Origin of the sequence: Streptomyces sp. NPDC048349, assembly GCF_040651925.1 — a bacterium.
In the GTDB taxonomy this organism is placed as follows: Bacteria; Actinomycetota; Actinomycetes; order Streptomycetales; family Streptomycetaceae; genus Streptomyces.
This window is the reverse complement of the sequence record NZ_JBEZLA010000107.1, coordinates 1-12,287: the sequence shown is the minus strand read 5'-3', so window position 1 is coordinate 12,287 and position 12,287 is coordinate 1. Positions and strand designations below refer to the sequence as shown.

Below are 12,287 nucleotides of genomic sequence, written 5' to 3'. Positions count from 1 at the left end.
GCCGCCGGCGCCGCGGCCGGGTCGGGAGTCGACGTCGGGGCGGGGGCGGGGGCGGGGGCGGGGGCCATGGCCGCGGCCGGGGCCTGCGGTCGGGCGGGGGTGTGGTCCTGAGCCTGGGCTCTGGCCGGGCCCTGGGCTCGGGCCGGAGCCTGGTCCGGGCTCTGGTTCGGGGCCGGCGGCCGGGCGTTGGTCGTGCCCGGGGCGGGGGCCGGAGCCTGGTCCGGGCTCGGGTCCGGGGCCGGCGGCCGGGCGTTCGTCGTGCCCGGGGCGGGGGCCGGAGCCTGGTCCGGGCTCGGGTCCGGGGCCGGCGGCCGGGCGTTCGTCGTGCCCGGGGCGGGGACCGCGCCCTGGGCTTCGGTGCCGGACGAGGAGGGGAGCGGAACCGGGACCGGGGCCGGGGGGTCGGTGATGTCCGGGACCAGGGTGCCCGCCGACCGGCGCAGGGCCGCCCAGCGGACCTCCCGTACGCCGCTGTCGTGCCAGGCGTCGTCCGTCGCCAGGGCGGGCCGGTTCCGCCACGCGTGCACCGCCACCGCCACCGGCACCGCCAGCAGCAGTGTCCACGCGAAGGCCGCCAGCCCCGTGGCCCACCACACCGGCCCGAAGTCGGCCAGCGCCCGCGACCCCATCGGCCCCGCCGAGGCCGCCGCGAGCCCGCTCATGACCAGCCCGCACACCAGCGCGCCCAGTGCCGCCGTGAGCGCGGTCTCCCCGCACGACACCTCCCGCGCCCGCCGCACCGCGAACCAGCCCACCGCCAGCCCGGCCACCACCGGCACCCCGGCGACCGCCCAGGTCAGCGGCGTCCCCGGCCCCTCGGGCGGCAGCGCCGCCAGCAGCGGGAACCGGGGCAGCCCCGGCGAGCCCGTGAACCCGAGCGGAGTGGCGCTCACCCCGGCACCGAGCGCGAAACCGGGCCCGAGCGCATACGCCGCCCCCCAGACCATGGCGTTCGGGATCAGTGCGATCGCGAGCAGCAGCACCGCGAACCGCCCCGACCACACCCCGGTCAGCGCCAGGAAGGACCCCTGGACCTCCGTGCCGTGCCACGCGAGCGAGCCGCCGACGATCAGTGCGCCGCCGCCCAGGAGGACGAGCGCTCCACCCGCACCGGCCCGGAGCGCCAGCGCGTAACGAGGGCGCGCGATGGCCCTCCTCACGCCCCCCGGCACCCACGACGGCGGCGGCCCGAGCGGCCGGCCCCGTACCGCCCACACTCCGCCCGCCGTCGCGAGCACCGCGACCAGCGGCACGTGCCAGGCCGCGCTGATCGGATCGGCCGGCATGGGGCCGCCCGCCGCGTACACCGTGGCCAGGGCCCCGACGGCCAGATAGCCGCAGAGCACGGCCGAGAACACGGCGGCGGCCGGCAAAACCTCCTCCCCCTCCTCCTCGCAGGCGCTCCCCAGCCGCGCGGCCCGCCGCATGAGCAGCACGGGCAGCGCGACGAGCAGCAGGGGGGTCAGGCCGACGGGCGCGGGCACGCCGGAGAGCGTCTCGTACCGCACGAGCTCCGCCCCGTGGGCGAGCAGCCACAGCCCGGCGGCGAGGTGCAGGGCCCCGCCGGGGCCGCTGTCGGGATAGGGGGAGCTGATCCACAGAACGATGACGAGCACGGCGAGGAAGCCGAGCCCGAGTCCGGCGGCCACGGCGCCGCCCACCACGCACGCGGCCGCCGCCGGGGAGCGGCGGCGCCCGACGGCTCGCGGGGCCACGGACAACGGGGTCCCGCGTTCGGTCACTTGGGTCACCCCGCCATGGTGCCAACGACACGCGCTATGAGTGGGTAACAGGCGAATGTCCGTGGTGTCGCTCAATATACGTTTATGTACTTTTTCGCCCAGGGCTGCCAGGTCGCGGGGAGCGTGGCATGACACAACGCGTCGAAGGCCTGCCCGCCCCCAAGGAGCGCCGCAGACTGCGCGAAGCCGCGAAGCTGACGCTCGAACAGGTCGCGTCGGTGGTGGGCGTCACCACGAGCACGGTCCGTTCCTGGGAGTCGGGCCGCACCCAACCGCGCGGCCGCAAGCGGGATCTGTACGCGGACTTCCTGGCCGGGCTCGCGGCCCCGCCGAACGCCCCGGCGAACGCCCCGGCGGCCGCCGCCGAGGCCGCTGCGGCGCGAACGGCCGTAGTCGTGGGCGTAGCCGGAGAAGCGACGGCAGCGGACGCGGCGCCGGCCCCGGCCGGCCCCGCGGCCGACCCCGGCCCCGCGGCCGACCCCGCCCCCGGGGCGGTACCGGAGCCGCCGGACGGCGGTACGGCCACCCCGGAAGAGTCCACCGGAACGGCCGAACCCGAAGCCACCGCCGAGCCCGCCGAACCGTCCTGCGACCCGTCCTTCGACCCGCCCGCCGATCCGTCTGCCGATCCGCCCGCCGATCCTTCCGCAGAAGCGCCGGCCGACCCTTCCGACGACCCCGCCGAGGCTCCCGCGGAGGCACCGGCGCCGCCCCGGGGTCCGGCCGAGGCCTTCGACGCCCTCTACGCCCGGGCCGCCGCCGACCTCGCCCGGCAGACGTACCTCCTCACCGGCCGCCGCCGCCTCGCCCTGGAGTCCGTGGAGCGGGCGTTCCGTCAGGCCTGGTACCAGTGGCCCGAGGTGGCCGCCGACCCGGACCCCGTGGGCTGGGTGCGCGCGGCCGCGTACGAGTACGCCCTCTCCCCCTGGCACCGGTTCCGGCGGGCCCACCGCCACCCGGACAAGCCCCCCGCCGAGCAGTCCGACCGGATGGTGCTGGACGCGCTGCTCGCCCTGCCGATCGTCCACCGCCGTACGGTCGTGCTCTACGACGGCGTCGGCCTGGACCTCCCCGACACCGCCGCGGAGACCGAGGCCACCACGCCCGCGACCGGCAACCGCCTCCTGCACGCGCACGCCGACCTCGCCGGCCGGATCCCCGCACTGGCCGACGTACCGCCCGAGGAGCAGTCCGCGGTGCTGCGCGACCTGTTCGACGCGCTGCGGCCGGCCGTACGGCTCGACCCGCCCCCGCCGGCGCAGGTGCGCGGCTACGGCGAGTACCGCACCCGGATGTGGACGCGCGCGACCCTCAGCCTGACCGCGGTGATCGCCGCCGCGACCGCCTACACCGCCGCGACCGCGCCGACCCACTACGAGCCCCCGCGGGCACCCGGCGAGAGCGTCTCCGGCGTGCCCCCGCTCAGCGGCCCCCAGCAGCTCACCGAGCAGAGCCGGCTGCTCCACGACAAACTGAGCGCCGACCCGGCCGCCGGGCCTGCCCGGCTCGCCCCGAGGAGCGAATGACGGACCGGGCCCGAAACGGGAAAAGGGCGTGGCCCGCACCCCGGGGGGTGCGGGCCACGCCCTTGTACGCGCCCGCTCAGCGAGCGGCGTTCAGGATTTCGCGCGCCAGCTTGGCGGTCTCGGTCGGCGTCTTGCCGACCTTCACGCCGGCGGCCTCGAGGGCCTCCTTCTTGGCCTGCGCGGTGCCGGAGGAACCGGAGACGATGGCGCCCGCGTGGCCCATGGTCTTGCCCTCGGGGGCGGTGAAGCCCGCGACGTAGCCGACGACGGGCTTGGTGACGTTCTTCGCGATGAAGTCCGCCGCACGCTCCTCGGCGTCGCCGCCGATCTCGCCGATCATGACGATCAGGTCGGTGTCGGGGTCGGCCTCGAACGCCTCCAGGGCGTCGATGTGCGTGGTGCCGATGACCGGGTCGCCACCGATGCCGACGGCCGAGGAGAAGCCGATGTCACGGAGCTCGTACATCATCTGGTAGGTCAGCGTGCCGGACTTGGACACGAGACCGATGCGGCCGGGCTTGGTGATGTCGCCCGGGATGATGCCGGCGTTGGACTGGCCGGGGGTGATCAGACCCGGGCAGTTCGGGCCGATGATCCGCGTCTTGTTGCCCTTGGCGGAGGCGTACGCCCAGAAGGCGGCGGAGTCGTGCACCGCGATGCCCTCGGTGATGACGACGGCCAGCGGGATCTCGGCGTCGATGGCCTCGACGACGGCGGCCTTGGCGAAGGCCGGCGGGACGAAGAGGACGGAGACGTTGGCGCCCGTCTTCTCCATCGCCTCGGCGACGGAGCCGAAGACCGGGACCTCGGTGCCGTCGAAGTCGACGGTGGTACCGGCCTTGCGCGGGTTCACGCCGCCGACGATGTTGGTGCCGTCAGCCAGCATCAGCTTGGTGTGCTTCATGCCCGTGGCACCGGTCATGCCCTGGACGATGACCTTGCTGTCCTTGTTGAGGAAGATAGCCATGTGAGTCTGTGACCTCTGCCCTTACTTCGCAGCCGCGAGCTCGGCGGCCTTGTCGGCCGCGCCGTCCATGGTGTCCACGCGCTGGACCAGCGGGTGGTTGGCGTCCGAGAGGATCTTGCGACCCAGCTCGGCGTTGTTGCCGTCGAGACGGACGACGAGCGGCTTGGTGACCGCCTCGCCCTTCTCCTCCAGCAGGGCCAGCGCCTGGACGATGCCGTTGGCGACCTCGTCACAGGCGGTGATGCCACCGAAGACGTTGACGAAGACGGACTTGACGTCCGGGTCGCCGAGGATGATCTCGAGACCGTTGGCCATGACGGCGGCGGAGGCGCCACCGCCGATGTCCAGGAAGTTGGCGGGCTTGACGCCGCCGTGGTTCTCGCCGGCGTAGGCGACGACGTCGAGGGTGCTCATGACGAGACCCGCGCCGTTGCCGATGATGCCGACCTCACCGTCGAGCTTGACGTAGTTGAGGTTCTTCGCCTTGGCGGCGGCCTCGAGGGGGTTCGCGGCCGCGTGGTCGACGAACTCCTCGTGACCCGGCTGGCGGAACTCGGCGTTCTCGTCGAGCGAGACCTTGCCGTCGAGCGCGATGACGTCGCCGGAGGCGACCTTCGCGAGCGGGTTGACCTCGACGAGGAGCGCGTCCTCGGCGATGAAGGTCTTCCACAGGGTCACGAGGACCTCGGCGACCTTCTCCGCGACCTCGGCCGGGAACTGCGCCAGGGCGACGATCTCGCGGGCCTTCTCGATGGTCACGCCCTCGTTGGCGTTCACCGGGACCTTGGCGAGCTTCTCGGGGGTCTCCTCGGCGACCTGCTCGATGTCCATGCCGCCCGCGACCGACGCCATGGCGAGGAAGGTGCGGTTGGTCCGGTCGAGGAGGTACGAGACGTAGTACTCCTCGAGGATCTCGGGGGCCGTCTCGGCGATCATCACCTTGTGGACCGTGTGGCCCTTGATGTCCATGCCGAGGATGTCCGTCGCCCGGGCGACGGCCTCGTCCGGGGTGGCGGCCAGCTTCACGCCGCCGGCCTTGCCGCGGCCGCCGACCTTCACCTGCGCCTTGACGACCGACTTGCCGCCCAGCCGCTCGGTGGCCTCGCGAGCCGCCTCAGGCGTGTCGATGACTTCACCGGCCAGCACCGGTACACCGTGCTTGGCGAAGAGGTCCCTCGCCTGGTACTCGAACAGGTCCACGCGCGTCCGTCCCTTGTCTTTTTTAAAGATTCGCAGTGATTCGCGGTTGTCTGCTATCTGCGTGGGCGTGCCGCGGAGGGCAACGTGACGGCGCTGTCACAAGGAAGGCGCACACGGTGACCGTGGACGCGGCATGTCCGTCCCGCAGGTTATCCCCGTGGGACGTGGGTCCCTAAATCACAGATCACACCTGAGCGGTGATACCTGTCACAGATCGCCTCACGGTTGAGCTGGAAGTTCGTGCGATCGGCCGATTCCCAGGCGGTGCGGTCCAGGCCCTCACGGCACCGGGAGCGGCCGCTTCTCCAGGGCCGCGGCCATCACCTCCGGGAACAGGTCGGGGGTGCAGGCGAAGGCGGGCGCGCCCAGGGACGCGAGGGCGGCGGCGTGCTCGCGGTCGTAGGCCGGGGCGCCCTCGTCGGACAGGGCGAGCAGGGTCACGAACTCGACCCCGGAGGCCTTCATCGCGGCGACCCGTTTGAGCATCTCGTTGCGTATGCCGCCCTCGTACAGATCGCTGACCAGGACCACGACGGTGTCGGCGGGCCGGGTGATCTTCGACTGGCAGTAGGCGAGCGCGCGGTTGATGTCGGTGCCCCCGCCGAGCTGGGTGCCGAAGAGCACGTCGACCGGGTCGTCCAGCTGGTCCGTGAGGTCGACCACGGCGGTGTCGAAGACGACCAGACGGGTGGCGATCGAGCGCATGGAGGCGAGGACGGCGCCGAAGACGGAGGCGTACACGACCGAGGCCGCCATCGAACCCGACTGGTCTATGCAGAGGATCACCTCCTTCTTCACCGATTGCGCCGCCCGGCCGTAGCCGATCAGCCGTTCGGGGACGACCGTGCGGTACTCCGGCAGGTAGTTCTTGAGGTTGGCCCGGATCGTGCGGTTCCAGTCGATGTCGTGGTGGCGGGGCCGGCTGATCCGGGCGGAGCGGTCCAGGGCGCCGGTGAGCGTGGCCCTGGTGCGGGTCGCCAGGCGCCTCTCCAGCTGCTCGACCACCGTGCGGACCACGGCCCTGGCCGTCTCCTTCGTGGTGTCGGGCATCGCCTTGCTCAGGGAGAGCAGGGTGCCGACCAGGTGCACGTCGGGCTCGACGGCCTCCAGCATCTCCGGCTCCAGCAGCAGGGCGGACAGGCCGAGCCGCTCGATGGCGTCGCGCTGCATGACCTGGACCACCGGGGCGGGGAAGTACGCACGGATGTCGCCGAGCCAGCGCGCCACGTTCGGCGCCGACCCGCCGAGGCCGGCGGACCGCGCCCCCGAGGCCTTGCGCGGGCCGCCCGCGCCGCCCCCTCCGTACAGCGCGGCGAGCGCGGCGTCCATCGCCGCGTCCCGCCCGGCCGGCGCGTATCCGGTCCCGTCCGCGTCTCCCCCGCCGAGCACCATCCGCCACCGGCGCAGTCGCTCGTCCGCCGTCTCCATCAGCTCACCCCCGCAAGGTCGTTCTCGTCATGTCCTGCCGGTCCGGTTCCCGGGTCGGCTCCGGCTCCAGCTCCGGCGCCGGTTCCGAGTCCGGCTCTGACTCCGGCGTCGGATCCGGCACCGGCTCCCGCACTGGCACCGGCACCGGGTCCGGGTCCGGGTCCGGGTCCGGCACCGGCTCCGGGTCCGGGTCCGGCCAGCAGCAGCCGGACGACGTCCAGCACCGCGTCCGCGCGGGCCCGGTCCAGGTCCGGGGCGAAGCCCTCGGGGGCCTGGCCCGGGCGGGACCGTGCGGCCGGGCCGCCCGGCCCCCGGCGGACCAGCTCGCCCAGGGTCCGCCGCACGCCCGGCTCGTACGCCCCGAAGGTCCGCCGCAGCAGGGGCAGTACGTCGGTGAACGCGCGCTCCGGGACCCCCACCAGCCAGCTGTCGATCAGGCCCAGCAGCCGGTCGTCGTGGACCAACAGCGTCCCGCCGCCCGAACTGCCGCCCGCGAAGCCCTCGATCCAGCCCGCCGCGTCCGCCGGGTCGGCCGCCGGGGACAGCGCGAGCCCCATCAGCCGGGCCGTCTCCTCGGGCGGCAGCCGCCCCTCGTCCAGCAGCAGCCGGGCCGCACGGCCGCGGATCAGGCCCGGCACGGTGTCCCGGCCGGCCAGCGTCCGCAGGACGGCGGACCAGCGCTCGCGCAGCCCTTCGTCCGCGTCCGCCAGCAGCCCGACCGCCCCGTGCACCCCGTCCACGTGGCCGCAGAGCTCCGCCGCCGCGTCGGCGTCCAGCCCGGCGGTGCAGGCGGGCGGCAGGGCCACGCATATCCGCTCGGCGAGCCCGGCGGCCACCGCGCCGAGGGCCGCCGCGTCGGTGCCGCGGACGTCCCCGTACCGCAGTGAACGCGCGAGCGCGGGCAGGGCCTTGGCGAGCCGGGCCACATCGGTGTCCAGCGCGGCCCGGTCCGCGAGCGCCCGCAGGACGGCGGGCAGCGCCTCGGACAGCCCGGCCAGCAGGCACCGCTCGGCCAGTGCGGTGACCTCGCCCAGCTCCCCGGCCCCGGCGGCGTCCGCCTCCGCCTTGGCGGTGGCCGCCGCGAGGACGGTGGTGCCCCAGATCCCTGCCTCCGCGACCCGCACCGACAGCTCCGGCTCCCAGCACAGCCGCCAGGTCTCCCGGAAGGTCCCGGTGGTGCCCCGCGAGGCGGCCGGTATGCCCCAGTCGACGCCGAGCAGCCTCAACCGGTGCAGCAGCAGCGACTTGGCGCTGTCGGTCTCCTTGCGCAGGTCGAGCTCCAGCTCGCGGGTCTGCGCCTCGGGCTTGAGCCGCAGCGAGCGCTGCCGGCGGGTGAGGTCGCGCTGGAGGGGTACGACGGGTGCCGCGTCGGGGACCTCCCCCAGCACGTCCCCGACGACGAGCCGGTCATCGATCAGCGCGAGCGGCACGTCGGACCCGTCGCACATGACCGCCCGGACCGCCTCGAGGTTCTCCGTCAGCCCGGGCAGTGGCCGTCCGCGCATCGCGGCCAGCGTCTCGGCCAGCCGGACCGCCTCGATGACGTGCGCCGACGACACCTGCCGGTCCTCGGCCCGGAGCAGCCCGGCGACCTTCGTCAGCCACCGCTCCACCGGCCGGTCCCGGGCCTCGAAGAGGTGCGCGTACCAGCCGGGCGAGGTGATTCCGGCGCCGTACCCGCCGGCACGGGCCAGTCTGCGGTGGGTCCACGGCACCCAGGTGGTCTCCACCTTCACCTTCGGCAGACCCGTGAGCAGGGCCTTGTCTGCGGCCGCCGTGGTCTTGGCCCGCAGTGCCGGTACGTGCCAGGCCCCGCACACCACGGCGTACGCGTCACCGAACTCCCTGCGGGCGGCCCGCATCCGCTGGCGCATGTACGCCTCGCGCACGAGGTCGCGGGCGTGGCCGCCGTCGCCGTAGGCCTCGCGCAGGGCGCCCATGGCCTCCCCGAGCGCCTCGAAGGCGGCGAGCGGGTCGGGTACCACCCCGGTGCCCCGGTGTTCGACCACGTCCTCCCACCAGTTCTCCGGGTCGTCGTACCCGGCGGTCCCGGCGAGTACCGCGAGGGGGTCCACCCGGACGGAGTCGGGCTCCGCGCCCTCCCCCTCCTCCTCCTGGCGGGCCAGCGTGTGCGCGGCCGGGAGGTCCATGAACCGCACCGGTACGCCCGCCTCCTGGGCCCAGCGGATCGCGATCCATTCCGGGGAGAAGCCGGCGAGCGGCCAGAACGCGGCCCGTCCGGGGTCGTCCGCGGCGTGGGCGAGCAGTGCCACGGGCGGCCGCATCCCCGGATCGGCGGCCAGTGCGAGCAGCGCGTCCCCCTCGGGCGGCCCCTCGATGAGCACGGCCGCCGGCCGGGCCGCGTCGAGGGCGGCGCGCACGGCGCGGGCCGAGCCGGGCCCGTGGTGCCGCACGCCCAGCAGGAGCGGGCTCATACCGTCACCTCCCGGCAGGCGCGGTAGAAGTCCTTCCAGCCGTCCCGCTCGCGGACCACGGCCTCCAGGTACTCCTGCCAGACGACCTTGTCGGCGGCCGGGTCGCGGACGACGGCGCCGAGGATCCCGGCGGCCACGTCGGAGGGGCGCAGGACGCCGTCCCCGAAGTGGGCGGCCAGGGCCAGCCCGCCGGTGACGACGGAGATGGCCTCGGCGGTGGACAGGGTGCCGCTGGGCGTCTTGACCTTCGTCCGGCCGTCACCGGTGACCCCTTCGCGGAGCTCGCGGAAGACCGTGACGACGCGGCGGATCTCCTCCAGGCCCTCGGGCACGGCCGGCAGGTCGAGGGCGCGGCCCATCTGGTCGACGCGGCGGGCGACGATGTCGACCTCTGCGTCGGCGGTGGCGGGCAGCGGCAGGACCACGGTGTTGAAGCGCCGGCGCAGGGCGCTGGAGAGCTCGTTGACCCCGCGGTCGCGGTCGTTGGCGGTGGCGATGAGGTTGAAGCCGCCTACGGCCTGCACCTCTTCGCCGAGCTCCGGTATCGGGAGGGTCTTTTCGGACAGGACGGTGATGAGGGTGTCCTGGACGTCGGCGGGGATGCGGGTGAGCTCCTCGACGCGGGCGGTCATGCCGTCGGCCATGGCCCGCATGACGGGGCTGGGGACGAGCGCCTCGCGGCTGGGGCCGTGGGCGAGCAGCCGGGCGTAGTTCCAGCCGTACCGGATGGCTTCCTCGGGGGTTCCGGCGGTCCCCTGGACGAGGAGCGTGGAGTCTCCGCTGACGGCGGCCGCGAGGTGTTCCGAGACCCAGGTCTTCGCGGTGCCGGGGACGCCGAGGAGGAGCAGGGCGCGGTCGGTGGCCAGCGTGGTGACGGCGACCTCGACGATACGGCGCGGCCCGATGTACTTGGGCGTGATCACCGTGCCGTCGCCGAGCGTACCGCCGAGGAGGTAGGTGGCCACGGCCCACGGGGAGAGCTTCCAGCGGGCCGGGCGGGGCCGGTCGTCGGCGGCCGCCAGGGCTTTCAGTTCGTGTGCGAAGGCGTCTTCGGCGTGCGGTCGAAGTACCTGGGTCCGGCGTGCGTTCTCGGGCGTGGTCATGGTCCCCCTCCAATGCTCGGCAGCCGCTTCCGACTGCTTTGCCAACGGTGCACCACGCCACTGACAACGCCCCTTGTTCGAGGCGTTGTTGCAGGTCAGAGTGATTGTCAGTGGCGGTCCGTACGGTGGTTCACATGACTGAGCAGCAGGTCCGCTGGACGGCGGAACAGGTACTGGCTCTGGCTCCTGACGATGCCTCACGCAAGGCGGGGGGCAGACTCGGCGGGGCGGGTCCGTGGTCACAGATCGGAGGTTCCGCTTCCGGTTCTGTATGGGGGTTGTGCAAGGGCAGCGGCAGCACGCCGTACCGCACGGTCGTGGACCTGGCGGGACCGGCGTACAAGTGCTCGTGCCCCAGCCGCAAGTTCCCGTGCAAGCACGCGCTGGGCCTCCTGCTGCTCTGGTCCGCGGAGGGGGTGGGCGAGCCGGGAGAGGCGCCTGAGTGGGCCGCGCAGTGGCTGGCGGAGCGCGCGGCGAAGGCCGCGCGGCCGGCCGCCGCGGGCCGGCCGGCGGACGAGGAGGGGGTCCGGCGGCGGGCCGAGCGGCGAGCGGCGCGGATCGGCGCGGGCGTCACGGAGTTGGAGCAGCGCCTGGCCGACCTGCTGCGCGGCGGTCTCGCCGGACAGGAACAGGCGGGCTACGCGGCGTGGGAGGAGACGGCCGCCCGCATGGTCGACGCCCAGGCGCCCGGACTGGCCGCCCGGGTAAGGGAGTTGGGCACGATACCCAGTTGCGGCCCCGGCTGGCCCGCCCGGATGCTGGAGGAGGCGGCGCTGCTGCACCTGCTGGACCGGGCCTGGCTGGGCGTGGCGGCACTGCCCGAAGAGCTGGCCGCGACGGTGCGCAGCCGGGTGGGACTGCCGGCCTCCGGGGAGGGGGAGGCCGTGCGGGACCGCTGGCTGGTGCTGGCGCAGTACGACTCGGTGTCGCCGGACGGCCGGCTCACCACCCGCCGGATATGGCTGCGCGGGCTGGGGGGCGGGCGGCCGGCCCTGGTGCTGGACTTCGGCCCGCCCGGGCGGCCGCCGGGGCTGGCGCTGCCAGTGGGTCTGGTGCTGGAGGCGGAAGTCCGCTTCCGGCCCGGATCGGCGGGGCTGCGGGCGGATCTCGGGGAGAGGTTCGCGGCGGCCGCGCCGTGCGCGGAGGTCCCGGCCGGGGTGGGCACCGGGGCGGCGCTGGAGGCGTACGGGGCGGCGCTGCGGGAGGACCCGTGGCTGGAGTCCTGGCCGGTGGTGCTCGGCCCGGTGATCCCGATACCGGGAGAGCTCGGCTGGCAGCTGGCGGACGCGGAGGGAACCTCCGCCCTGCCGGTGCCCGTCACCGGTACGGGCAGCCGCTCGCGCGGCGGCCTGTGGCAGCTGGCCGCGTTGTCGGGCGGGGGCCCGGTGACGGTGTTCGGGGAGTGCGGCCACCGCGGCTTCACCCCCCTGACCGCCTGGCAGCCGGGTTCGCCCGAGGCGGTACCGCTGGCCTGAACCGGGCCGGATGCAGGGGGAACAACGCAGCACGACAGCAGGGGCCTGGGGACACGTATGCCGTCACGCAGGGGCGGCGCGGAGGGGAAGGACGCGGTGGCGCGGGGGCGTCGGCGCGGAGTGACGAGAGGCCGGGGGGCTTGCATGAACGACAACCACGCCAGTTGAGCACATGCGAACGGGGCATCGACGGCTCCGGTCCCGCGGAGGGGGCGGGACCGGAGCACGGGGCAGGAACGATCAGCGAGTGTCGAGGGAGGGGTCCGATGGTCAGGGGTGACGAGCAGTACGGGGACTGGGAGGAGCTGGTCGGTGCGCCACCGCGGACGGCGGCGCCTCGTCCAGGTCCGACCCGGACAGCGGCGGTGCGAACACGGTCGCGGGCAGCGGTACGGACGCATCGTCCGCCCC

8 protein-coding genes are annotated in these 12,287 nt (G+C 74.5%); 2 read left to right on the top strand and 6 right to left on the bottom strand.

The genetic code is table 11. The features are described from left to right. On the bottom strand, positions 1 to 1,751 hold a 1,751-nt coding region (locus tag AB0D44_RS33100; protein ID WP_362598201.1), incomplete at its 3' end, for a DUF6350 family protein. Positions 1,752 to 1,870: 119 nt separating this feature from the next. On the opposite strand from AB0D44_RS33100, the gene AB0D44_RS33095 reads away from it, so the two are divergent. Beyond that, the gene (locus AB0D44_RS33095; protein WP_362598198.1) at positions 1,871 to 3,268 is read left to right on the top strand and encodes a helix-turn-helix domain-containing protein; all 1,398 of its coding nucleotides are present in this window, start codon (positions 1,871 to 1,873) and stop codon (positions 3,266 to 3,268) included. A gap of 76 nt (positions 3,269 to 3,344) precedes the next feature. On the opposite strand, the gene sucD is transcribed toward AB0D44_RS33095, so the two are convergent. The 5 genes from sucD to AB0D44_RS33070 form a co-directional block, all read right to left on the bottom strand. Continuing rightward, entirely contained in the window at positions 3,345 to 4,235 is an 891-nt protein-coding gene (gene sucD, locus AB0D44_RS33090; RefSeq protein WP_362598195.1) for a succinate--CoA ligase subunit alpha, read from the bottom strand. Between the two features lie 21 nt (positions 4,236 to 4,256). Beyond that, on the bottom strand, positions 4,257 to 5,435 hold the full coding sequence (sucC, locus tag AB0D44_RS33085) for an ADP-forming succinate--CoA ligase subunit beta (RefSeq protein WP_362598192.1): 1,179 nt from the start codon (positions 5,433 to 5,435) through the stop codon (positions 4,257 to 4,259). 279 nt (positions 5,436 to 5,714) lie between these two features. Then, complete coding sequence (locus AB0D44_RS33080) at positions 5,715 to 6,863, bottom strand: VWA domain-containing protein (RefSeq protein WP_362598190.1); 1,149 nt, start codon at positions 6,861 to 6,863, stop codon at positions 5,715 to 5,717. Beyond that, positions 6,863 to 9,298: a DUF5682 family protein gene (locus tag AB0D44_RS33075; protein ID WP_362598187.1), complete on the bottom strand. Its 2,436-nt coding sequence runs from the start codon at positions 9,296 to 9,298 to the stop codon at positions 6,863 to 6,865. The genes AB0D44_RS33080 and AB0D44_RS33075 overlap by 1 nt, the downstream gene beginning before the upstream one ends. After that, positions 9,295 to 10,401 (bottom strand): AAA family ATPase, encoded by a 1,107-nt coding sequence (locus AB0D44_RS33070; protein WP_362598184.1) that lies wholly within the window; start codon positions 10,399 to 10,401, stop codon positions 9,295 to 9,297. Before AB0D44_RS33070 ends, AB0D44_RS33075 begins: the two co-directional genes overlap by 4 nt. Before the next feature lie 134 nt (positions 10,402 to 10,535). On the opposite strand from AB0D44_RS33070, the gene AB0D44_RS33065 reads away from it, so the two are divergent. Next, complete coding sequence (locus AB0D44_RS33065) at positions 10,536 to 11,876, top strand: SWIM zinc finger family protein (RefSeq protein ID WP_362598181.1); 1,341 nt, start codon at positions 10,536 to 10,538, stop codon at positions 11,874 to 11,876. The last annotated feature ends 411 nt before the right edge of the window (positions 11,877 to 12,287 follow it).